Annotated in this window: 24 protein-coding genes; 8 read left to right on the top strand and 16 right to left on the bottom strand. The window is 60.9% G+C overall.

What is annotated here, in order from left to right; translation table 11 throughout:
* Positions 1-85 precede the first annotated feature (85 nt).
* From HX786_RS27795 to minC, 4 genes are all read right to left on the bottom strand, one after another.
* Positions 86-721 carry an RluA family pseudouridine synthase gene (locus tag HX786_RS27795; RefSeq protein WP_008432172.1) on the bottom strand — a complete coding sequence of 212 codons (636 nt, stop codon included), beginning with the start codon at positions 719-721 and terminating at the stop codon, positions 86-88.
* A gap of 96 nt (positions 722-817) precedes the next feature.
* Positions 818-1,072 carry a cell division topological specificity factor MinE gene (gene minE / locus HX786_RS27790; protein WP_003175252.1) on the bottom strand — a complete coding sequence of 85 codons (255 nt, stop codon included), beginning with the start codon at positions 1,070-1,072 and terminating at the stop codon, positions 818-820.
* 3 nt (positions 1,073-1,075) lie between these two features.
* Complete coding sequence (minD, locus tag HX786_RS27785) at positions 1,076-1,888, bottom strand: septum site-determining protein MinD (protein WP_003209098.1); 813 nt, start codon at positions 1,886-1,888, stop codon at positions 1,076-1,078.
* Between the two features lie 199 nt (positions 1,889-2,087).
* Positions 2,088-2,825, bottom strand: coding sequence for a septum site-determining protein MinC (minC, locus tag HX786_RS27780; RefSeq protein WP_003209099.1), 738 nt, complete (start codon positions 2,823-2,825; stop codon positions 2,088-2,090).
* Positions 2,826-2,943: 118 nt separating this feature from the next.
* On the opposite strand from minC, the gene HX786_RS27775 reads away from it, so the two are divergent.
* Together HX786_RS27775 and HX786_RS27770 are read left to right on the top strand one after the other, a co-directional pair.
* Positions 2,944-3,879, top strand: a complete 936-nt coding sequence (locus HX786_RS27775) for a lipid A biosynthesis lauroyl acyltransferase (RefSeq protein ID WP_003209101.1) — start codon at positions 2,944-2,946, stop codon at positions 3,877-3,879.
* Between the two features lie 32 nt (positions 3,880-3,911).
* Complete coding sequence (locus HX786_RS27770) at positions 3,912-5,063, top strand: patatin-like phospholipase family protein (RefSeq protein WP_087694783.1); 1,152 nt, start codon at positions 3,912-3,914, stop codon at positions 5,061-5,063.
* A 140-nt stretch (positions 5,064-5,203) separates the two neighbouring features.
* Here HX786_RS27770 and HX786_RS27765 read toward each other — a convergent pair whose 3' ends face one another.
* The 8 genes from HX786_RS27765 to puuE form a co-directional block, all read right to left on the bottom strand.
* Positions 5,204-5,989 carry an outer membrane protein OmpK gene (locus HX786_RS27765; RefSeq protein ID WP_003209104.1) on the bottom strand — a complete coding sequence of 262 codons (786 nt, stop codon included), beginning with the start codon at positions 5,987-5,989 and terminating at the stop codon, positions 5,204-5,206.
* Positions 5,986-6,381: a hypothetical protein gene (locus HX786_RS27760; RefSeq protein ID WP_143495519.1), complete on the bottom strand. Its 396-nt coding sequence runs from the start codon at positions 6,379-6,381 to the stop codon at positions 5,986-5,988. Before HX786_RS27760 ends, HX786_RS27765 begins: the two co-directional genes overlap by 4 nt.
* Before the next feature lie 43 nt (positions 6,382-6,424).
* A complete protein-coding gene (locus tag HX786_RS27755; protein ID WP_177040533.1) occupies positions 6,425-7,777 on the bottom strand; it encodes a nucleobase:cation symporter-2 family protein in 1,353 nt (450 codons plus the stop codon).
* A gap of 196 nt (positions 7,778-7,973) precedes the next feature.
* On the bottom strand, positions 7,974-9,275 hold the full coding sequence (locus HX786_RS27750; protein WP_008432185.1) for a urate hydroxylase PuuD: 1,302 nt from the start codon (positions 9,273-9,275) through the stop codon (positions 7,974-7,976).
* 50 nt (positions 9,276-9,325) lie between these two features.
* On the bottom strand, positions 9,326-9,829 hold the full coding sequence (locus HX786_RS27745) for an ureidoglycolate lyase (protein ID WP_003209110.1): 504 nt from the start codon (positions 9,827-9,829) through the stop codon (positions 9,326-9,328).
* A 140-nt stretch (positions 9,830-9,969) separates the two neighbouring features.
* On the bottom strand, positions 9,970-10,965 hold the full coding sequence (gene alc, locus HX786_RS27740; RefSeq protein ID WP_003209112.1) for an allantoicase: 996 nt from the start codon (positions 10,963-10,965) through the stop codon (positions 9,970-9,972).
* Positions 10,966-11,045: 80 nt separating this feature from the next.
* Positions 11,046-11,561: a 2-oxo-4-hydroxy-4-carboxy-5-ureidoimidazoline decarboxylase gene (uraD, locus tag HX786_RS27735; RefSeq protein ID WP_008432188.1), complete on the bottom strand. Its 516-nt coding sequence runs from the start codon at positions 11,559-11,561 to the stop codon at positions 11,046-11,048.
* Positions 11,558-12,484, bottom strand: a complete 927-nt coding sequence (puuE, locus tag HX786_RS27730) for an allantoinase PuuE (protein WP_008432189.1) — start codon at positions 12,482-12,484, stop codon at positions 11,558-11,560. Before puuE ends, uraD begins: the two co-directional genes overlap by 4 nt.
* A gap of 462 nt (positions 12,485-12,946) precedes the next feature.
* Between puuE and uraH the strand changes: the two genes are divergently transcribed.
* A complete protein-coding gene (uraH, locus tag HX786_RS27725) occupies positions 12,947-13,300 on the top strand; it encodes a hydroxyisourate hydrolase (protein ID WP_134326010.1) in 354 nt (117 codons plus the stop codon).
* A gap of 130 nt (positions 13,301-13,430) precedes the next feature.
* Here uraH and HX786_RS27720 read toward each other — a convergent pair whose 3' ends face one another.
* The 3 genes from HX786_RS27720 to HX786_RS27710 all read right to left on the bottom strand — a co-directional run bounded on the left by HX786_RS27720 (position 13,431) and on the right by HX786_RS27710 (position 16,093).
* Positions 13,431-14,057, bottom strand: coding sequence for a LysE family translocator (locus HX786_RS27720; protein ID WP_008432192.1), 627 nt, complete (start codon positions 14,055-14,057; stop codon positions 13,431-13,433).
* 63 nt (positions 14,058-14,120) lie between these two features.
* A complete protein-coding gene (locus HX786_RS27715; RefSeq protein ID WP_003212843.1) occupies positions 14,121-15,467 on the bottom strand; it encodes an NCS2 family permease in 1,347 nt (448 codons plus the stop codon).
* A 191-nt stretch (positions 15,468-15,658) separates the two neighbouring features.
* Entirely contained in the window at positions 15,659-16,093 is a 435-nt protein-coding gene (locus tag HX786_RS27710) for a MarR family winged helix-turn-helix transcriptional regulator (RefSeq protein WP_003212841.1), read from the bottom strand.
* An 82-nt stretch (positions 16,094-16,175) separates the two neighbouring features.
* Here HX786_RS27710 and HX786_RS27705 point away from each other — a divergent pair, with 82 nt between their 5' ends.
* Both HX786_RS27705 and HX786_RS27700 read left to right on the top strand, forming a co-directional pair.
* A complete protein-coding gene (locus HX786_RS27705; RefSeq protein ID WP_134326011.1) occupies positions 16,176-17,342 on the top strand; it encodes a PLP-dependent aminotransferase family protein in 1,167 nt (388 codons plus the stop codon).
* A gap of 10 nt (positions 17,343-17,352) precedes the next feature.
* Positions 17,353-17,955: a glutathione S-transferase family protein gene (locus HX786_RS27700; protein ID WP_008432197.1), complete on the top strand. Its 603-nt coding sequence runs from the start codon at positions 17,353-17,355 to the stop codon at positions 17,953-17,955.
* Between the two features lie 105 nt (positions 17,956-18,060).
* Here the strand turns inward: HX786_RS27700 and HX786_RS27695 are convergent, their stop codons facing one another.
* Positions 18,061-18,957 (bottom strand): LysR family transcriptional regulator, encoded by an 897-nt coding sequence (locus HX786_RS27695; protein WP_177051909.1) that lies wholly within the window; start codon positions 18,955-18,957, stop codon positions 18,061-18,063.
* Positions 18,958-19,088: 131 nt separating this feature from the next.
* Here HX786_RS27695 and HX786_RS27690 point away from each other — a divergent pair, with 131 nt between their 5' ends.
* The 3 genes from HX786_RS27690 to HX786_RS27680 are packed head-to-tail and all read left to right on the top strand — an operon-like array spanning position 19,089 to position 22,031.
* The gene (locus HX786_RS27690) at positions 19,089-20,381 is read left to right on the top strand and encodes a CitMHS family transporter (RefSeq protein ID WP_003213142.1); all 1,293 of its coding nucleotides are present in this window, start codon (positions 19,089-19,091) and stop codon (positions 20,379-20,381) included.
* A 1-nt stretch (position 20,382) separates the two neighbouring features.
* The gene (locus tag HX786_RS27685; RefSeq protein WP_177080307.1) at positions 20,383-21,714 is read left to right on the top strand and encodes an acyclic terpene utilization AtuA family protein; all 1,332 of its coding nucleotides are present in this window, start codon (positions 20,383-20,385) and stop codon (positions 21,712-21,714) included.
* Positions 21,711-22,031, top strand: coding sequence for a hypothetical protein (locus HX786_RS27680; RefSeq protein WP_087694789.1), 321 nt, complete (start codon positions 21,711-21,713; stop codon positions 22,029-22,031). Before HX786_RS27685 ends, HX786_RS27680 begins: the two co-directional genes overlap by 4 nt.
* Positions 22,032-22,047: the final 16 nt, after the last annotated feature.

Raw genomic sequence — 22,047 nt, 5'->3', positions numbered from 1 at the left:
TGCGGTGTGTCAGTCGCCGAATGAGCTAACTGATCCACCGCATTCGCGAGCAAGCCCGCTCCCACATTTTAATTGCGTTTACAGGTTAAAACGGCGCGGGGCACTCGAAGCGCAGACGCTCGCCGCTCTGGGGATGGGTGAAGCTCAACATGCTGGCGTGCAGACACAGGCGTGGCCAGGCAGCCAAGGCCTGTTCATGGGCGTACAAGCCATCGCCCAGCAACGGATGCCCGATGGACAGCATATGCACGCGCAGTTGATGGGAGCGGCCGGTGATCGGTGTCAGCTCAACCCGGCACCAGTCGCCGCAACGCTCCAGGACTTTCCAGAAGGTCAGCGCGTTCTTGCCGAACTCGTGGTCCACCACGTGCCGTGGCTTGGTCGGTGGGTCGTAGCGCAAGGGCAAGTCGATGCTGCCGCTGTCCAGTTCCGGTTGGCCCCAGCAGAGTGCGGTGTAGGCCTTTTCGGTTTCCCGGTCATGAAACTGGCGGGACAGTTCACGGTGGGTATCCGCGTCTCGGGCCAGCAGGATGATCCCGGACGTTTCCCAGTCCAGGCGATGGACGATGCGGGCTTCGGGGTAGCCGTTTTCCTGCAGGCGGGTGATCAGGCAGTCCTTGTTGTCGTCGGCGCGACCGGGCACCGAGAGCAGCAGGGTAGGCTTGTTCACCACCAGGACAGCAGCGTCCTGATGAAGGATATGGACATTGGACAACGGCATTAAAACAGCCTCGTAACAAACGCCAACGGCGGCTCGCTCACCCGGCCCCGTGAGGGGAGCCAGGTAACCGAGCCGCCGTGGCGACCGCCTTTTCGATCAACGATCAGGCAGGGTGATATTGAGTTCCAGAATCGAGCAGCTGCCGTCATTTTCCAGGGCGACATGCACGTCATCGTTACCGATGTTGACGTACTTGCGGATCACTTCCACCAGTTCCTTCTGCAGGGCTGGCAGGTAATCCGGGGTGCTGCGTTGGCCGCGTTCGTGCGCCACGATGATCTGTAGACGCTCTTTCGCTACCGACGCGGTACTTGGCTTTTTGTTGGCGCGAAAGAAGTCGAGAAATTTCATTGTTTAGTTGCCTCCAAAGATACGCTCGAAGAATCCCTTCTTCTTAACATCGAGGAAGCGATGTTCCACGGTCTTGCCCAGCAAGCGATCTACCGCATCGCTGTACGCCTGGCCGGCGTCGCTCTGGTCGTCAAGAATCACCGGCACACCTTGGTTGGATGCCTTCAGGACGGCCTGGGATTCCGGGATCACACCCAGCAGGGTCACGGCGAGGATTTCCTTCACGTCTTCAACGCCGAGCATTTCGCCATTGCTGACGCGCTCAGGGTTGTAGCGGGTCAGCAGCAGGTGTTCCTTGATCGGATCTTCACCTTTCTCGGCGCGCTGGGACTTGCTGGCCAGCAGGCCGAGCATGCGGTCCGAGTCACGTACCGAGGAGACTTCAGGGTTGGTCACGACGATGGCTTCGTCGGCGAAGTACATCGCCAGGTGAGCACCGGTCTCGATACCCGCCGGGGAATCGCACACCACGTATTCGAAGGTTTCCTTCAGTTCGGCGAGGACCTTGCCCACGCCTTCCTTGGTCAGCGCGTCTTTGTCGCGGGTCTGGCTGGCGGCCAGTACATACAGGTTCTCAAGGCGCTTGTCCTTGATCAGGGCCTGTTGCAGGTTGGCTTCGCCATTGACGACGTTGACGAAGTCGTACACCACGCGGCGTTCACAGCCCATGATCAGGTCGAGGTTACGCAAGCCGACGTCGAAGTCGACGATAACTGTCTTGTGGCCGCGCAGAGCGAGGCCGGTACCGATAGCGGCGCTGGTGGTGGTCTTACCCACACCACCCTTGCCGGATGTAACCACGAGAATCTTGGCCAAGGTGTTTCACCCCTAAGGAAAAAGGACTTTTTAGTCCCTGAAAAACATCTCTTGTCACTCGCTGCAGGCGGGCAGCTCTTGTAGGAGAAAGCACGGTTTGCCTGGGCAAACCCCACCTTAAAATTATTCCTACACAAGTTTTGCCGTTTTCGCTGTGCTATCAGAGTCCAGAGATGCTTGGAAAATGCGGCAGTATCCGTTAAAGACGAACGATGTTCAACACATCGCCCGACAGGCTGACTTGTACCCCGGCCCCCCACAGCGGATCGCGGCGCAAATCTTCCGAAACCTTATACTGGCCTGCGATGGACACTAGCTCAGCGGTCAACTGCTGGCAAAAAATACGGGCCTTGGTGTCACCTTTTATGCCGGCCAGGGCACGACCACGCATGGGGCCGTATACATGGATGTTTCCATCGGCGAGAAGTTCCGCCCCCGGGCTGACCGGGGCGATGACGACAAGGTCGCCACCCTGGGCGTAAATCTGCTGCCCGCCCCGTACGGGAGAGGTGATGATCTTTGTCGGCTTGATCGTCGGCTCCGGCGGTTTCTCCGGTTTTTTCTTCTCTTCGCCGACCAACGGGTCGAGCGGACGCTCGCGGGCACCCGACGGCGGCAGTACTGGCAGTTCAATGGCGATTGCCGCGGCGATGTCTTCGATACGGCTGGCACGGATCGCCAGGGTGCGCAGGCCATGCTGGCGGCACACGCGCATCAGCCCGGGCAGGTCGACCGCGCCCTGGCCGGCCGGGAGCTTGTCCAGGGCCAGCACCAGCGGTGCATTGTTGAAGAAGTTCGGCGCCAGGGCGACCTTGGCGGCGAGCTGGCGGTCCAGGGCATCAAGGTCGTTGCGGGCCAGTTCCAGCACGGTAATGGCGAGCATGCTGCCTTTCAACTGGAACACGGGATCTTGGTCTAGCGGTTCGGTTTGGCTCATGGTCGGCAAAGCGGCTTGTCACGAAAAGTGTCGAGACTTATAACGAGAACATCCGCTAGCCGCAAGCCGGGTCGAACCGTTGTAGAATGCGCGGCCGTTGTCTTTACCGGAATCTTGAATGGATCGCCCGCGTTTTCGAGCTGTATTTTTTCATCCGCGCTTCTGGCTGTTATGGCTGGGGCTGGGTTTGCTGTGGCTGATTGTGCAGTTGCCGTACCGGGCTTTACTGGGGATTGGCCGTGCCTTGGGGGCGGGAATGTACCGGGTGGCCGGTGAACGTCGACGTATCGCCGCACGAAACCTGGAACTGTGCTTCCCGGAAAAGTCCGCTAAAGAGCGTAAACATTTGCTCAAGGAAAACTTTGCCTCCACCGGCATCGCGTTCTTCGAGATGGCCATGAGCTGGTGGTGGTCCAAGCCGCGCCTGGCGCGCCTGGCCCATGTCGAAGGGCTGGAGCACCTCAAGCAGGCGCAACTGGAAGGCAAGGGCGTGATCCTCATGGCCCTGCATTTCACCACCCTGGAAATCGGCGCCGCCTTGCTCGGGCAGAAGCACACCATCGACGGCATGTACCGCGAGCACGGCAACCCCTTGTTCGATTTCGTCCAGCGCCGTGGCCGCGAGCGGCACAACCTCGACTCCCTGGCCGTAGAGCGCGAAGACGTGCGCGGCATGCTCAAGCTGCTGCGGGCCGGTCGTGCGATCTGGTACGCACCGGACCAGGACTACGGCGCCAAGCAAAGTATCTTCGTGCCATTGTTCGGCATTCAGGCCGCCACCGTGACCGCCACCAGCAAGTTCGCCCGCCTGGGCAAGGCTCTGGTGGTGCCGTTCACCCAGGAACGCCTGGCCGACGGCAGCGGTTATCGCCTGGTGATCCATCCGCCGCTGACCGACTTCCCCGGTGAAACCGACGAGATCGATTGCCTGCGCATCAACCAGTGGGTCGAAGCCTCCGTGCGCGAATGCCCCGAGCAATACCTGTGGACGCACCGCCGCTTCAAGAGCCGGCCGCCAGGTGAACCTAAACTGTATGAAAAACGCCGCCGTTGATCTGAAGTCCCCAAGCACCATGGAGTGATGCAATGCGCCCAGCTGAACCGGTCACAGGCTTGATTCTTTCCGGCGGCGGGGCGCGAGCCGCCTATCAGGTGGGGGTACTGGCGGCGATTGCCGAGCTGTTGCCGCCGGGGGCCGCCAATCCGTTTCCGGTGATTGTCGGCACCTCGGCCGGGGCGATCAATGCGGTGAGCCTGGCCAGTGGCGCCATGGACTTTACCGCCGCCATCCAGCGCCTGACCGCCTTCTGGCAGGGCTTTCGCAGCCACCTGGTGCTGCGCAGCGACTGGCCCGGGGTGATCAGCCAGGCCAGTCGATTCCTTATCCACAGCCTGCTGGGGATGGGGGCGCAGGTGCCAGTGGCGCTGCTCAACAGTTCGCCGCTGCGGGACTTGTTGCGCGACAAACTGCACCTGGAAGGCATCGCGCAGTCGATCCGCGAGAAACACCTTCATGCTGTGGCGGTGACCGCGTTCGGATACGAGTCCGGGCAAGCCGTGACCTTCTATCAGGGCGGCGGCACCATCGATGCCTGGTTGCGGCATCGGCGCATCGGCATTCCCACCCAATTGACCGTTGAACACTTGCTGGCCAGCTCGGCGATTCCGTTGCTGTTTGCGCCGGTCAAACTCGGCCAGGAATATTTTGGTGACGGGGCGGTGCGCCAGTCGGCGCCGATCAGTCCTGCGTTGCACCTGGGCGCCAGCCGCGTGCTGGTGGTGGGGGTCAGTGGCAACCCGCGTGGCAACGATCCATCGAACCCGGCGCGCACCTTCACCGGCCAGGAGCCGACGTTGGCGCAGATCGGCGGGCACATGCTCAACAGCACGTTCATCGACAGCCTGGAAAGCGATATCGAATTGCTCGAGCGCCTGAACCAGTTCAGCCACGTGTTGCCGGCCAACGCGGCGATACAAGGTTTGGCGCCAGTGGAAGTATTGGTGATCGCTCCCAGTCAGCCAATCGACGAAATTGCGGCACGTCACCGCCAGGAATTGCCGGCGGCATTGCGCCTGTTTCTGCGCGGGCCGGGGGCGACCAAAACCAGTGGCGCGGGTGTGCTCAGCTACCTGCTGTTCGAGGCGGGGTATTGCAGCGAATTGATCGAGCTGGGAAGGCGGGATGCGCTGGCCAAGCGCGAAGAGTTGCAGCGGTTCCTGGGCCTGACACCGGACTGAATGTGGGAGCGGGCTTGTGTGGGAGCGGGCTTGCTCGCGAATGCGGTGTGTCAGTCGCCAGATGTATTGACTGACCCACCGCATTCGCGAGCAAGCCCGCTCCCACATAAACCCGATTCCACAGGGGATAGGCGGTGTGGTTAGAAGTGGTACTTCACCAACAGGCTCGCAGTGTCCTGGTTGGTCTCGAACGCGCCGCTGTCCTGGATCCCGTACTTGTTCTTCCAGTAGTCGTATTCGATACCGACATACAACTGCTTCTCGCCCCAATGCAACGCCTTGCCCAGGTCATATTTGATCTGCGGGTTGAAGTGCAGGTTGGCGTGGTAAGTGCCGCGGGCGTTCTTGTCGTTATCCACCACCCAGTCCATGAAGCCGTCGATCAGCACATTGGAGTTGCCCACCGGGATCGTGTACGACCACACCGGTGTGATCTGCCATACGCCGTCACCCGGGCGATTGCCTTCGGTCTGGCGCTGGTAGAAGTTCAGCTGGAAGTAGTCGAAACCAGGGATTGCCAGGTCGAAGCCCGGGCCGAGCAAGTACGACTCGTTGTCGCCTTCGCCGAACTCGTAAGTGAACGCCAGCAACACGTCCTTGATCGGGCCGAACGACAAGTCTTTGTCGAAGATCTTGCCGAACGACAAGCGTGGGCTGAACTCGCCGTAGTAAGTACTCGGGCCGACATTGCCGTCTTCCTTGCCGTTGTAAAAGATGCGGTCGAGGAAGAAGAAGTTGTCGCCGTACTTCCACGCATCGGCGTGTTCGAAGGTCACGGTTTGCTGGATCTGCGGGTTAACAGTGAAGTTCTTGCCCCACAGATAAGTCAGGCTGTTGTTCTGCCACTGCAGCAGATCACCGGCCATGGCCTGGCCCCCGGCCAGCAGGGATCCTGCCAGCATCAGGCTGTTCACGGTACGTTTCATTCGGTTGCTCCCGAGGTAAAGGTTTCTGGTTTTTTTTCTAAGCGGACGCTCTGGTGTGGCGTCTTTTGGCTTGCCGCAAAAATCGTCTGTTCGGTCAGCTTTGATGCTTTTAGCAAGAGCTGCGCCAAGGTGTTTAAAAAGCCAAAAAATCCCCGTCGGCTGTGATGAACACAGTCGAATTCGGAGAGTTTTTGCACACATTGGCTGCGGACGTGGGGCCGGGATAAGTTGGCCTTGCAGTCAGCTTTTACATTCGCTGTTTTTTTTTGAGTCGATTTGAGCGGGCGCCGAGAATACTGACTCCCAGGCCTGTGCTCAAGTGCGCCGTTAAAGAGCGCGCGGGGCGAGAATGGGGCACGGCGCGTGGCCGGCCCCGGGTGAATGGCGTACATGGTGTGTTCCCTGATCGTTATTGTTTTTGTTGTGACGCAGGAATCAATGTGGGTGTGCGTGAGCGCTTGGGGCAGCGCGTTCGGCGCCACCCAGGATGTTGAATAACAGGTTCAGCGACAGCGCGCTGATCGTGGCCATGGCGATGCCGCTGTGAGTGATCGGGCTCATCCATAGCGGCAGCTGTGCAAAGAATTCGGGACGTACCACCGGGATCAATCCCATGCCGATACTCACCGCCACCAGCAACTGGTTACGACGGTCGGCAATGTCGGCTTCCTGGAGGATCTTGATCCCGGTGGCTGCCACCATGCCGAACATGGCAATCGCCGCGCCGCCCAGCACTGCGGGTGGAATCGACGCTACCAAAAAGGCGGCCTTGGGCAGCAGGCTCAGCACAATCAGGAACGCGCCGGCCACGATCGTCACCGAACGGCAGCGCACGCCGGTCATCTGCACCAGGCCGATGTTCTGCGCGAACGAGGAGTGGGTGAAGGTGTTGAAGAACCCGGCAAAAAACGATGCGCCGGCGTCACACAACAGGCCACGGCGGAGCATTTTCGGCGTGACTTCCTGGCCGGTGATCTTGCCCAGGGCGAGGAACATCCCGGTGGACTCGACGAAGATGATCACCACCACCAGGCACATCGACAGGATCGGCGCCAACTCGAACTTGGGCATGCCGAAATGCAGTGGCGTCACCACTTGCACCCACGGGGCGCGCGCCAGGCCGCTGAGGTCGACCATGCCGATCATCCCGCACAGCCCGTAGCCGAGGGCCATGCCGATCAGCACCGAGATATTCACCCAGAAGCCGCGCATGAAACGGTTGATCAGCAGGATGGTGACCAGCACCAGCGCGGCAATCGCCAGGTAAATCGGTGAGCCAAACGTGGACGCCGCTGCGCCACCGCCGGCCCAATTGACCGCGACGGGAAACAGCGAAAGACCAATGGCGGTGATCACGGTACCGGTCACCAGCGGTGGAAAGAAGCGCACGACCTTGGACATGAACGGCGCGATCACCATGCCGAAAAAACCGGCGGCGATGGTCGCACCGAAGATCCCCTGCAGGCCGATGCCGGGCATGCCGGCCATGGCCACCATGCTGCCGACAGCGGCGAAACTGGCGCCCATCATCACCGGCATACGAATGCCTACCGGGCCGATGCCGAAGGACTGGACCATGGTTGCGATGCCCGCCACCAGCAGGTCGGCGTTGATCAGGAAGGCGATTTCTTCACGGCTCAGGCCCGCGGCCTGGCCGATGATCAAAGGCACGGCGACGGCGCCACCGTACATCAGCAAGACGTGTTGCAGGCCTACCAGAATCAGTTGCAAGAGGGGCAGCCGCACCATGGCGGGCGCGGCAGGAGTCTGAGTTTCTAGCTGGGACATGCAACACCTCGGATCTTTTTATTGTTGTGTTGTTCGGCATTCAATTGCCGGGTGGAACTCATTCGTCAAAGCACACCGCAGATCCCATGTGGGAGCGGGCTTGCTCGCGAACGCGGTGGTTCAGTCACCTGAAGTGTTGAATGACACACCGCATTCGCGAGCAAGCCCGCTCCCACACTAGTCCTGCGTTAATCAGTCAGTTGGTACGCGCCCCCTGAGTGATCCAGGTGCCAATCAAGTCCCGTTCCTGCTGGGTCATCTGGGTGATATTGCCCAGCGGCATGATCTGGCTGGCCACGGCCTGTGCCTGGATGCGCGGGGCCATTTGCTGGATCTGCTGCGGCGTATCAAACATGACCCCGGCCGGCGCGGTGCTGAACAGCGGGCTTGTCGGCTTGGCCGAATGGCACACCGCGCAGCGCTCCTGGATCACCCCGTGGACCTTGTCAAAATCAATCGAGGCCTGGGCCGGTGCTGCTTCGGCAGGTGCCGGTGCAGGTGCCGCTGGAGCAGCCGGTTTAAGCCCGCCACCCAACGCCGTTTCCGGCAGCGGCTGGTACTCGATGGCCGCTGGCGCCTTGGCCACTTCCGGTGCAGTCGCCACCGGTTTTGGGCCGGTCACGTAGGCCAGGCAAATCATCGCCAGCGCGCCAACCGGCAAGGTCCAGGCGTATTTCTGGCTGTTGTGACGGGTGTTGAAGTAGTGACGCACCAACACCGCCGCCACCGCGATACCTGCGAGGATCAGCCAGTTGTATTGGCTGCCGTAGGTGCTCGGGAAGTGGTTGCTGATCATGATGAACAGCACCGGCAAGGTGAAGTAGTTGTTGTGGCGCGAACGCAGCAAACCCTTGGCCGGCAGTGCCGGGTCGGGCGTGCGGTTTTCGGCGATGGCCGCCACCAGCGCACGCTGGGCCGGCATGATGATGCGGAACACGTTGCCCACCATGATGGTGCCGATCACGGCGCCCACATGCAGGTACGCACCACGACCGCTGAACACCTTGCTGAAGCCGTACGCGGCGGCAATCAACAGCACGAACAGGATCAGGCCGAGCAGGGCGGGGCGCTTGCCCAGTGCCGAGTCGCAGAGAAAGGAGTAGATGAACCAGCCGGCCAGCAGCGAGCCGAGGCCCAGCAACACACCTTCCGGACCGCTGAGGCTGCTGCCCGGGGCCAGCAGGTACAAGGTCGGGTTGGCGTAGAACACCACGCACAGCAGCGCGATGCCGGACATCCAGGTGAAGTAGGCTTCCCATTTGAACCAGTGCAGGTTGTCCGGCATGGTCGGCGGGGCCAGTTTGTATTTTTCCAGGTGGTAGATACCGCCACCGTGGATCGCCCACAAGTCACCGGCGAGGCCGTCCTTGGGGTTGACGCGGTTGAGGTTGTTTTCCAGCCAGACGAAGTAGAACGAAGCGCCGATCCAGGCGACGCCAGTGATCATGTGAACCCAGCGCACGCTCAGGTTCAGCCATTCCATCAAATGTGCTTCCACAGTCTTTACCTCTCGCCTGTCACTCTGTCGTCGAGTGATCAGACCTTCTCTTATTGGTGGGGGGCGAGGATCAACCGCTCATCCTCTTTAAAAAAATGCTCATCGCAGTTATTGCCTGTGCCACTGCGATCAACCACCAGGAAGTCATCCCGCTTTTCGATCGTCAGCACCGGGTGGTGCCAGACGCCGCGATGGTAATTAATGCCCTGCCTGCCGTTGGTAACGAAGGCGCGGACCAAGCCCGATACAGGTTCATCGCCAAGTGGCGCGACCACGATCAGAAAGGGGTTGCCGAGCAGCGGGATGAAAGCCTGGCTGCCCAGCGGGTGTCGTTCCAGCATGCACACGGTCAGCGGCATGTCCTGCGCGTCGGCGCGGAAGATGCTGATGATCGCGTTATCTTCTGGCGTGGCGGTTTCAACCGTCGCCAGTTTATGAAAGCGCATGGTCGACCCGTTGTTGATCATGAAGTGATCGCTGCCATCGGTTTCGATAACGTCTCCGAAAGGGGCGAAGGCTTCTTTGGTCAGGGGTTCGATCATCAGTGTGCGCATGGCTGTCTTCTTATCCGGATTCTGTGTTGTTTGCTTTTGTGGCGAGGGCGCTTGCTCCCGCTGGACTGCGTAGCAGTCCCATTTCCTGGGGCCGCTTCGCGACCCAACGGGAGCAAGCTCCCTCGCCACAGGTTCACCGCTTACTTCGAGACCTTACCGAGAACCCGCAGGCGGCTCACACCACCATCCGGGAACACATTCAGACGAATGTGGGTGATCGGGCCCAGCGCCTTGATCTGCTCGGCAAACGTGTGTTCAGCGTGCATTTCCAGTTTCTGCGCCGGCAGCAGTTCGCGCCAGAACAGCGATTGGGTTTCGATCTGGCTGTCGGTGCCGCCCTTCACGAACGCGCCCTGGATCGAGCAAGTGTCCGGGTAGTTGCCCTTGAAGTGCAGGGTGTCGACCACGATCTTCTCGATCTCGCCCGGGTGGCCCAGTGCGACGATCACCCAGTCATTGCCCGGCGTACGACGACGTGCGGTTTCCCAGCCGTCGCCCATGTTGATGCCACGGCCCGGGTTGAGGATGTTGCTCATGCGCCCGAAGTGTTCATCGGAGCAGGCCAGTGCGCGGCCGCCGTTCAATGCAGCAGCCAGGTCCACCTGTTCGTTGTCGCCCACCGCCGACCAGTCGCGGAACGGAATGCCGTACACACGCAGACGGGCCACGCCACCATCCGGGTAGATGTTGAAACGCAGGTGGCTGAAGGCCTGGTCGTTGTTGATCTCGTGGAAGTGATGGCTGTTGCCTTGCAGCTCCACCGCCGACAGCACTTCAACCCATTGGGTGTTGTCATCCGGCTCGCCGGACGCCAGGAAGCAGGCTTCCAGGGACGCCGATGGCGGGAAGTTGCCGGTGAAGAATGAAGTGTCGATGTCCACGCCTTTGATCGAACCCGGTACGCCCAGGCGGATCACGGCGCTGTCGTAGCCTTCGAAGCGCTTGCGGCGCGACTCCCAGCCGTCCATCCACTTGCCGTTGTCATCGAAAACGCCCTCCTTCCACACGGCCGGGGTCGGCTGGAACAGACGGTTGGCGTCGGCGAACCAGTCATCGGTGACAGAGATGATCTTGGTGCCCAGGCGGGCGTCGGCCAGGTTGACGAACTTTTCGAAAGGTACGGGTTGCGCTTTCATTCTTCTTGTCTGCCTTAAAGTAAGTGGCTTGGGATGCTCGCCAGGCCCTGGGCGTTCATGAATCGCTCGGGCCAGGTCTGCTAAAGGGTCAGTAATCGGAACAACGCGATTTTATTGATCTCGGCCAGCGCACATTTGAACTCGGCTTCCACCGAGTTGTGAATACGCGTTTCAAACGCGGCAAGGATCTGGTGCCGGTTGCTGCCTTTTACCGCCATGATGAAGGGAAACTTGAACTTGGCCTTGTAGCCATCGTTCAGCTCGGTGAAGCGCGAAAACTCGTCGCTCGAGCATTGGTGAATACCGGCGCCAGCCTGTTCATTAGTGCTGGCTTCGGTCAACTGGCCCTGGACGGCCGCTTTGCCCGCCAGGTCCGGGTGAGCGTTGATCAGGGCCAGTTGACTGGTGTGATCGGCGCTCAACAGGATGTCGCTCATGCGCTGGTGCAGGGTTTCGATCTCGTCGATCGAAGCGTCCTGGCCCAGGTCGAAGGCCTTTTCGGCCACCCATGGCGAATGTTCGTAGATGTCGGCGAAGGCTGCGACGAATTCGTCGCGGCTCAGGCTCGACGGTTTCAGGGTTTGGAACGCGGTCATTTGGCGGCTCCCTGGAAAGGGTGTACGTCATGCCAGTGACGGGCGATGTCGACGCGGCGGGTAAACCACACCTGGTCATGGCCCTTGGCGTATTCGATAAACCGCTTGAGGGCGGCCAGGCGTGCCGGGCGGCCGATCAGGCGGCAGTGCAAGCCGATGGAGAGCATTTTCGGTGCGTCCGCGCCTTCGGCATACAGCACGTCGAAGGCGTCTTTCAGGTATTCGAAAAAGTCGTCGCCCTTGTTGAAACCCTGGACCTGGGTGAAGCGCATGTCATTGGTGTCCAGGGTGTAGGGGATCACCAGGTGCGGCTTGCCGGTCGGGTTGTTGGGTTCCCAGTAGGGCAGGTCGTCGTCATAGGTGTCGCAGTCATAGAGGAAGCCGCCTTCCTCCATCACCAGCCGCCGGGTGTTGGGGCCGGTGCGGCCGGTGTACCAGCCCAGTGGGCGCTCGCCGGTGAGTTCGGTGAGGATGCGGATCGCTTCGAGCATGTGCTCGCGTTCCTGGGCCTCATCCATGTATTGGTAGTCGATCCAGCGGTAGCCGTGGCTGCAGATCTCGTGGCCGGCGGCGACCATCGCGCGGATCACATCCGGGTGACGCTGGGCGGCCATGGCCACGGCGAAGATGGTCAGCGGGATATCGAATTCCTTGAACAACTTGAGGATGCGCCACACGCCGGCACGGCTGCCGTATTCGTACAGCGACTCCATGCTCATGTTGCGCTCGCCTTGCAGCGGTTGCGCCGAGACCATCTCGGACAGGAAGGCTTCCGACTCTTTGTCGCCGTGCAGGATGTTGCGCTCACCCCCTTCTTCGTAGTTGAGTACGAACGACAGGGCGATACGGGCCTTGCCCGGCCAGTGTGGGTGAGGAGGGTTACTGCCGTAACCGATCAGGTCGCGTGGGTAGTCAGCGCTCACTGCAGTCTTCCTTCTTGTTCGTGGTAGCGGTGTGTGTGGCGGCCGGGCAGCGGAAAGACTGGGTGGCGTCACAACGATGACTGATTGTATACAACTTAGTGTGCACTTTGTAAGCCTGTATTTCTGCATTTTTTCCGCAGGGTCTTTGCAGAATAGCACTGCAAGAAACCTGCCTGACTGGTCAGCTAAATTGAAAAAAACCTCATTCACTGTAGGAGCGAGCTTGCTCGCGAAAAACCTGAGAGCGCCTCGTTAACCCTGAAGCGCTGCGTTATCGTTAACGATCTTCGCGAGCAAGCTCGCTCCTACAGTATCGGCGTCAGCAACGGAACGCAGGCTTGTTGAATTTATTGTGTACAATTTTTTTGAAAAGTGTCTTAATCAGCCATCGCCGACTTTTTCAGTGACCTGAAAAGGTGCGGTCTTTCACTTTTTACTGACTTCGGGAGGCGCGCAGACGCTATGGGACGTTTGACCACACACGTATTGGACGCCGCGCATGGCTGCCCTGGCAGCGCAATCAAGGTTGAGTTGTACCGTGTCGAGGGTGCACAGCTTGAGCTGGTCGCCAGCACCCTGACCAACAGCGACGGCCGCTGCGATGCACCCCTGCTGCAAGGCGATGACTACCGCAGCGGTGTCTATCAGTTGCAGTTCAACGCCGGTGATTACTACCGCGCCCGCGGTGTGCAACTGCCCGAACCTGCATTTCTCGATGTGGTGGTGCTGCGCTTCGGCATCAGCGCCGAACAGGATCACTACCACGTGCCTTTGCTGATTTCGCCTTACAGCTACTCCACCTATCGCGGTAGCTGAGTCGTCACCGCGCTTCACACCCCCAAAGCTCTTCGTTGGTTTTTCGCCCGCTCACACTGCGGGCTTTTTTTCGCCTGCTGATTGCACCATAAAGGCGGCCCCGATCTTCAGTGCGATCGGGGCTGGATCTTCAGCGGCTCAATAGCGACGCAGCGCCGGCGCCTGTGAACAAGCCCGCGCTGATCCGGTTGAACCAGCTCTGGCCCCTGCCGCTGCGCAGGTAGCGCGCGGCACCATGGGCGCCGAGGCCGTAGGCCAGTTTGCACAGCAGGTCGAGCACGGTCCAGGTGGCGATCATGATCAGCAACTGCGGCAAAAAGGCCTGCTGGGCACTGAGGAATTGCGGCAGGAAGGCGGCGAAAAACAGGATGTCCTTCGGGTTGCTGGCGCCCAGCACAAAGGCCCGGCCAAACAGCGCACGAAAACGCGGGGTGGCGGCCACTTGAGGTACGTCGGCGACGTGGGCCGGTTGCCGGGATTGCTGCCAGCTCTGCCAGGCGAGGTAGAACAGGTACAGCGCGCCGACGATCTTCAGGGCGCTGAACAGCTGTTCCGATGCCAGCAACAACGCACCCAAACCCAGCGCCGAGGCGCTCAGCAGGCAGATGGAAGCAATCACCCCGCCGAGAAAGGCCGGGTACGAACGGCGCAGGCCGTAGTTCAGGCTGTTGCTGATCATCAGCAAGGACAGGGGGCCGGGGATCAGGATCACCACCAGCGCAGCGCCGCTGAACAGCAGCCAGGTTTCCAGACTCATTGCATTCCTCCATTCGTACAAAAGCCCCACCCGACGGGGTGAGGCAGGGTCAAGCGGGTTGGCCTACAGGAACGCGAACTTGGCGATGAAGATCGCGCAAAGCACCCACAGGCTGATGGAAATTTCCTTGTGTTTACCCGTACCGGCCTTCAGCGCCACGTAGGTGATGAAACCCAGGGCGATGCCGTCGGCCACCGAGAAGGTCAGGGGCATCATGATCGCCGTGACGATCGCCGGAATGCTGTCGGTGGCGTCGTCCCAATTGATATGGGCCATGCCGCTCATCATCAGCATCGCCACATAGATCAACGCGCCGGCGGTGGCATAGGCCGGAATCATGCCAGCCAGCGGGGCAAAAAACATCGCTGCGATAAACAACACGCCAACCGTAACCGCCGTCAGCCCGGTGCGGCCACCAGCGGCAACCCCGGCGGCGCTTTCCACGTAACTGGTGACTGGCGGCACGCCGACCATGGCGCCGAACACGCTGGAGGCGCTGTCGGCTTTCAGGGCGCGGGAGAGGTTTTCGATCTTGCCGTCGGCATTCACCAGGCCTGCGCGCTGGGCCACGCCCATCAGGGTGCCGGCGGTGTCGAACATGTGCACAAACAGGAAGGCGAACACCACGCTGATCATGCTGACGTTGAACACGCCCATCACGTCCATGGCCATCCAGGTCGGCGCCAGGCTTGGCGGGGTGGCCAGGATGCCGTGGTACTCCACCAGGCCCAGGCCCCAACCGGCGAGGGTCACGGCGATGATGCTGATCAGGATCGCGCCGAATACCCGGTGGTAGCTGAGGATCGCAATCAACAGGAAGCAGATGGCCGCCAGCAATGGGGCGGGTTCATGCAGGGAGCCGAGCTTGATCAGGGTGGCCGGGCTTTGCACGATGATGCCGGCGGTTTTCAGGCCGATCACCCCGAGAAACAATCCGACGCCGGCGCCCATGGCATGGCGCAGGCTCACCGGAATGCTGTTGAGCAGCCACTCGCGAATGCGTGAGAGCGTCAGGATCATGAACAACACACCGGAGATAAACACCGCACCCAGTGCCGTCTCCCAGTTGTAGCCCATGGTCCCGACCACGGTGTAGGTGAAAAACGCGTTCAGGCCCATGCCCGGCGCCAGGCCTACCGGCCAGTTGGCGTAGAGCCCCATCAGCAGGCAACCCAGCGCAGCGGCGATGCAGGTGGCGACAAACGCCGCGCCGTGATCGATGCCGGCGTCGGCCATGATGTTGGGGTTGACGAAGATGATGTAGGCCATGGTGATAAAGGTCGTGAGGCCAGCGATCAGCTCGGTCTTCACTGTGGTGCCATGCAAGCGCAGTTTGAACAGGCGTTCCAGCCAACCGTTGTGGGTTGGCGAGAGGTCGAGCGTAGGGGCTTCGGATTTGCGGCTTTCCACAGCAAGTACTCCTCAAGAGTTTTATTGTTATTTCCAGCGCCGGACACATGAGTGGGCAGCAGCGCTTTGAGGTACCAGCGGGTTTTGTTGACCAATAGGTCAGGAACTCGCACGAAGCGAATTATGCTTTTGTATACAAATAAAGCAAATAATGTTTTCTATTTTGTGTGCGAAAGGGGATGAAAGGCAATTCAGGATTGGCCACTGAGTGCCTTGTTTACCGCCAGCCAGCCTTCTACCGCCGTCTCGCCTGCCTCGGCAAACGCCCGTTGCAGCAGCTTTACCTGTTCGCGCCGCAGCGATTGTTCGAAACGCCGGCCTTCCTCGGTCAACTCCAGCAGGCGCTTACGCTTGTCGGTCTCGGACGCCACGCTGTCCACCAGGTGCATTTCCTGCAGTTGGCGCAACGGCATGTTCAGCGCCTGTTTGCTCACGCCGAGCAGTTCCAGCAGCTCCTTGACGCTCAAGGCCGGGTAGCGCGCGATAAAAAACACGATGCGTTGATGCACCCGGCTCAAGCCGCGGCGCTCCAGCATTTCGTCAGCCTTGGCGGTGAACGCCTGGTAGCCGAAGAAGAAGGCTTCCATGGCGGTTTGCTGGCTGGTCTGGTTTTTAAGGTCAAGCATATTGACGTATCTGCCCAAGTCGTCGTAATTTCGGTCAAGCAGTTTGACGTATTTTCCCCAGGCTTTGCTACCGGTGACCCTTATGGCCTTCTCAGAACGTGTTTCGCGTCTTAAAAGCTCCCTGATCCGTGAAATCCTCGCGGCGGCGCAAAAGCCGCAGGTGATGTCCTTCGCCGGTGGCCTGCCGGCCGAAGTGATGCTGCCCACGCTGGATTGGGAAGGCATGCCGCTGAATATCGGCCAATACGGCATGAGCGAAGGCGAGCCACAGTTGCGTGAATTGCTGGCGGCCGAGGCGCGGGTGCTGGGTATTGCCTGCGATGCCCGCCAGGTCATGGTGGTCAGCGGCTCCCAGCAAACCCTGGACCTGGCGGCCAAGCTGTACATCGACAAGGGCACCAAAATCCTCCTGGAAGGCCCGACTTACCTTGCGGCATTGCAGATTTTCCAATTGTTCGGCGCCGATTGCCTGACCGTACAGCTTGAAGCGGACGGTCCGGACCTCAGAGCCTTGCGCAGCAGCCTTGAGCAGCATCGCCCGTCCTTCGTCTACCTGATCCCGACGTTCCAGAACCCTTCGGCGGTGCGCTACAGCGATGCCAAGCGCGAGGCCGTCGCCGCGTTGCTGGACGAGTTTGGCGTAACCCTGATCGAAGACGAACCCTACCGCGAACTGACCTTCGACGGCGGCAGCGCGCAACCCATCGTCAGCCGGCTGAAAAAGGCCAGCTGGATCTACACCGGCACCGTATCCAAGACCTTGTTGCCCGGCCTGCGGGTCGGCTACCTGATCGCCAGTCCGGACCTGTTCCCGCACCTGCTCAAACTCAAGCAATCAGCCGACCTGCACACCAACCGCGTTGGCCAGTGGCAGGCGATGCAATGGATCGGCACCGAGAAATACCAGCATCACCTGGTAGCGTTGCGCAGCTTTTACCGGGGCCGGCGCGACGCTTTCCAGGCTGCACTGGCGCGGCATTTCAGCGATCTGGCCGACTGGCAAATACCCCAGGGCGGATTATTCTTCTGGCTGACCTTGAAACAGCCGCTCGATACCCGCACCTTGTTGGCACCTGCGCTCGACCAGGACATCGCGTTCATGCCCGGTGAACCGTTCTTTTCCGAGCCGGACAATCATCACGGTCACCTGCGGCTCAATTTCAGCCATATCGACCCGGCGCGCTTGGACGAAGGTCTCAAGCGTCTCGCTGCGGTGGTCCGTCAAGCACAGCACGCGCAAGCGGCATAGGGGAGCCTCCATGTACAAGGTCTACGGCGATTACAAATCGGGCAACTGCTACAAAGTCAAACTCATGCTCAGCCTGTTGGGCATCGACTATGAGTGGATCGATGTCGACATCCTGAAGGGCGACACCCAGACCGCGGAGTTCCTGGCCAAGAACCCCAACGGCAAGATCCCGGTGCTGGAGCTGGAAGACGGCACCTGCCTGTGGGAGTCCAATGCGATTCTCAACTTCCTGGCCGATGGCAGCGAGTTCCTGCCCAGCGAACCGCGCCTGCGCACCCAGGTGCTGCAGTGGCAGTTTTTCGAACAGTACAGCCACGAGCCGTACATCGCGGTGGCGCGGTTTATCCAGTTTTACCTGGGGCTGCCGGAAGATCGCCTGGAGGAATACAAGAAGCTGCACAAGGGCGGTTATAAAGCCCTGAAGGTGATGGAGCGCCAGTTGCAATTGACACCGTATCTGGTGGGCGACCAATTCTCGATTGCCGACGTGGCGCTGTATGCCTACACCCATGTGGCGGATGAAGGTGGCTTTGACCTTAGCGCCTATCCAGGTGTGCAAGCCTGGTTGAAGCGCGTGGCCAGCCATCCCAAGCATGTGCCGATGCTGGGCTGAAATGCGCTCGAAAATGTGGGAGCGGGCTTGCTCGCGAAGGTGGTGTACCAGTCAGCACATGTATTGGCTGACCCACCGCCTTCGCGAGCAAGCCCGCTCCCACATTTAGTTTTGCGGTGCGCCAGGTAATTCTTCACTGAGCAACTCAAAACAGCGCTGCGCCGCTGGGCTCAACGGCTGTCCACTGCGACTGATCAACCCGATCTCCCGGTTCACCCCCGGATGATCAATGGTAATCCGCTTCAACCCCTCCAGACTGTCCGCCGCCGATTCCGGCAACACACTGATCCCCAAGCCCTGCCGCACCAACGCCAACACGGTCGACATGTAGTTGGCCTCCATCCCCGCGAGCATCGTCAGGCGTGTGTCATCGAACAACGCGTCCACCTGTTCCCGTACGCTGCTGTCGCGGCCGGTGAGGATGATCGGCTGGTCGGCCAGTTGCTCCAGGCTCAACTTTGCAAAACGAGTCAGCGGATGATCCAGCGGCACGAACGCACATAACCGATCATTCAGCACCGGCACAAACGCCAGTCCATGACTCAGCCGCGCCCGCACACCAATGCCGAAATCCACCTCGCCCGAACGCACTTGCGCATGAATGCGGTGAGCAACCAGGTCATGCAAGCGCACCTCGATCCCGGCAAAACGCTCGCGAAACAGGCGCAGGGCGGGAGGCAACGCGCCGGCGCACACGGAGGGCAGGGCGGCGATGGTCACCACGCCTCGTCGTAGCGCTGCCAGGTCACGGGAGCCGGTGACGATGTTGTCCAGGTCCAGCAACAGCTTCTCCATCGGCCCGCGTGCATCCAGCCCGGCGGCGGTGATGCTGACGTGGCGCGGGCTGCGGTCGAGCAGCGCGACGCCCAGCCATTCCTCCAGTTGTTGCACCTGCACGGTCAGCGCCGAGGGCGACAAATGCAGTTCGTTGGCAGCCTTGGTAAAACTGCCCGTGCGGGCAACGGCGAGAAACGCCTGGATATGCTGGATCGAATTTTTCATTTTTATTTTGCTCGGGCGTTTTGTTTTTTCGAATGTGGGGTGCCGAATATTCCAATTTACAAAGCCTAACGCGATTCCAATACTCCAGGGAAAACAATAACCGGCCGAAAACGCCGTTCTGGAGCTACCCCATGCTCGCTACCCTGGGTGTCATCACCATCCTGTGCCTGCTCACTGCCGTCATGAGCAAACGCCTGTCGCCACTGGTGGCCCTGATCGCCTTGCCGATCATCGCCGCGCTGCTGGGCGGTTTCGGCCTGCAAACCAGCGCCTTCATCATCACCGGCATCAAGAACGTCGCCCCCGTGGTGGGGATGTTTGTGTTTGCGATCCTGTTCTTCGGGATCATGACCGATGCCGGCATGCTGGATCCAATCATTGATCGCATCCTGCGCACGGTAGGGACGCGTCCTACAAGGATTGTCGTCGGTACCGCGACCCTGGCCCTGCTGGTGCACCTCGACGGCTCCGGCGCGGTGACCTTCCTGGTGACGGTGCCGGCGATGCTGCCGCTGTACACGCGGCTGGGAATTGATAAACGCATCCTCGCGTGTGTGGCGGCGATGGCGGCCGGGGTCAACTTTCTGCCGTGGACCGGCCCGGTACTGCGTTCCTCGGCAGCGCTGCACGTGCCGGTGGCGGACTTGTTCCAGCCGCTGATCCCGGTGCAGATCGTTGGCCTGGTCTTTGTATTCGCCTGCGCCTGGTGGCTGGGCCACCGGGAAGAAAAACGCCTGGGCCTGGGCGCTGGTTCCAGCGTGGACGCAGTGCCGCAACGGGTGCTCAGCGACGATGACATTGCCCTGCGTCGCCCGCGGCTGTTCTGGGTCAACCTGGTCCTGACGGTACTGGTGATGGTGGTGATGATCGCCGGTTGGGTCGACCCGGTGGTGATGTTCATGCTCGGCACCGTGGTGGCACTGTGCATCAACTACCCGAACGTCGACGCCCAGCGCGCGCGGATCGACGCCCACGCAAAAACCGCCCTGACCATGGCCAGCATCCTGCTCGCCGCCGGTGTGTTCACCGGCATCATGCAAGGCACCGGCATGCTCAAGGCCATCGCCGAAGTGGCGGTGGCGCAGATTCCGGCGGGCCACGGCAAGTTGATCCCGGCGGTGGTGGGCTTCCTGTCGATGCCGCTGAGCATGCTGTTTGACCCGGATTCCTACTACTTCGGCGTGATGCCGGTGATCGCCGAAGTCGGCAAGGCCTTGGGCGTCGACCCGCTGCAAGTGGCCCAGGCCTCGTTGCTGGGCGTGCACACCACCGGCTTTCCGGTCAGCCCGTTGACGCCTGCGACCTTCCTGTTGGTGGGCCTGTGCAAGATCGAATTGGCCGATCACCAGCGCTTCACCATCCCCTTTCTGTTTGCCGCGTCGGTGTTGATGACTCTGACGGCTTTGCTCCTGGGAGTGATTTGAAATGAAAACCTTGCGCATCGGTTCCGGCGCCGGCTACTCCGGCGACCGTATCGAACCTGCGGTGGAATTGGCCGAACAGGGCGACCTGGATTACCTGGTCTTCGAATGCCTGGCCGAGCGCACCATCGCCCTGGCGCAACAGGCGCGGATCAGCGATCCACAAGGCGGTTACGACCCGCTGTTGAGTGAGCGCATGCGCCGCGTGCTGCCCTTTGTCGGCCGGTCCGAAGGGCGCCGACGCCTGCGGGTAATCACCAATATGGGCGCGGCCAATCCGGTGGCGGCGGCGGTTGAAGTGCGGCGGATTGCCAGTGAACTGGGGCTTAACCTCAAGGTGCTGGCGGTGGTTGGCGACGACGTGCTTGAGACCTTGCGTGCCCAGCCGGAGCAGTTGCTCGACAACGGTCAGACCCTTGGCTCGTTGGGCGAGCGATTGATTTCCGCGAACGCCTATTTGGGCGCCGACGGCATTATCGACGCCTTGCGCGCCGAGGCCGACGTGGTGATCACCGGCCGGGTGGCAGACCCTTCGTTGTTCCTGGCGCCGCAGATGTTCGAATTCGGCTGGGCTGCGGATGATTGGCAACGGCTGGGGCGCGGCACGCTGGTGGGGCATTTACTGGAATGTGCGGGGCAGGTCAGCGGTGGCTACTTTGCCGATCCGGGCTTCAAGGATGTGGACGACCTGGCACGCCTGGGCTTTCCACTGGCCGAGATTGACGCAGACGGCGAGGCCTTGATCACCAAGGTCGCAGGTTCCGGTGGGCGGGTCAGCCGTGCCACGTGCACCGAACAATTGATCTACGAAGTGCACGACCCGGCGGCCTACCTCACACCGGACGTGTGCGCGGATTTTTCCCAGGTGGCGTTTACCGAAGAAGCCGTGGACCGGGTGCGTGCCCACGGCGCGAGCGGACGGCCACGTCCCGAAGCGTTGAAAGTCAGCGTCGGTTATCTGGACGGCTGGATCGGTGAGGGGCAGATTTCCTACGGTGGCCCGGGCGCGGTCGCTCGTGCGCAACTGGCTCGCGATGTGGTCCTGAAACGCTTGGAGTTGACCGGCGTGCGCATGCAGGACGTGCGTGCCGAATTGATCGGCGTCGACTCCCTGCACGGCCCGCGCAGCACGGTTGAACCGTGGGAAGTGCGCCTGCGCATAGCCGCCCGCTGCGCAGAACGCAGCGAGGCGGTGCGTGTCGGCAATGAAGTGGAAACTCTCTACACCAACGGCCCGTCCGGCGGCGGTGGCGCCAGCAAGAGCCTGCGCCAGGTGGTGGCGGTGGCATCGTTGCTGCTGCCTCGTCACGCGGTCAACCCGAGGATCGAAGCATGAAGCTGCACACCCTGGCCCACTCCCGAACGGGAGACAAGGGCGACACCTCGAACATCTCGATCATCGCGTATCGGGCCGAGGACTATCCGCTGCTCTGCGAGCAACTCACGGCTGAGGTGGTAGCGGCGTTTTTTGCGCCGTTGCTGGAGGCGGGTGCCGCACCGGTGCGGCGTTATGAACTGCCCAATGTGCAGGCACTGAACTTCGTGTTGCCGGGGATCCTGCGAGGCGGGGTGACGCGGTCGCTGGCGCTGGACGCCCATGGCAAGTGCCTGGGCTCAGCATTGCTGGATCTTGAATTGGCAATACCAAACTAATGTGGGAGCGGGCTTG

The organism is Pseudomonas sp. 21615526, assembly GCF_013386245.1.
In the GTDB taxonomy this organism is placed as follows: domain Bacteria; phylum Pseudomonadota; class Gammaproteobacteria; order Pseudomonadales; family Pseudomonadaceae; genus Aquipseudomonas.
The sequence above is the reverse complement of the archived record's forward strand: the minus strand, read 5'-3'. Positions and strand labels throughout refer to the sequence as shown.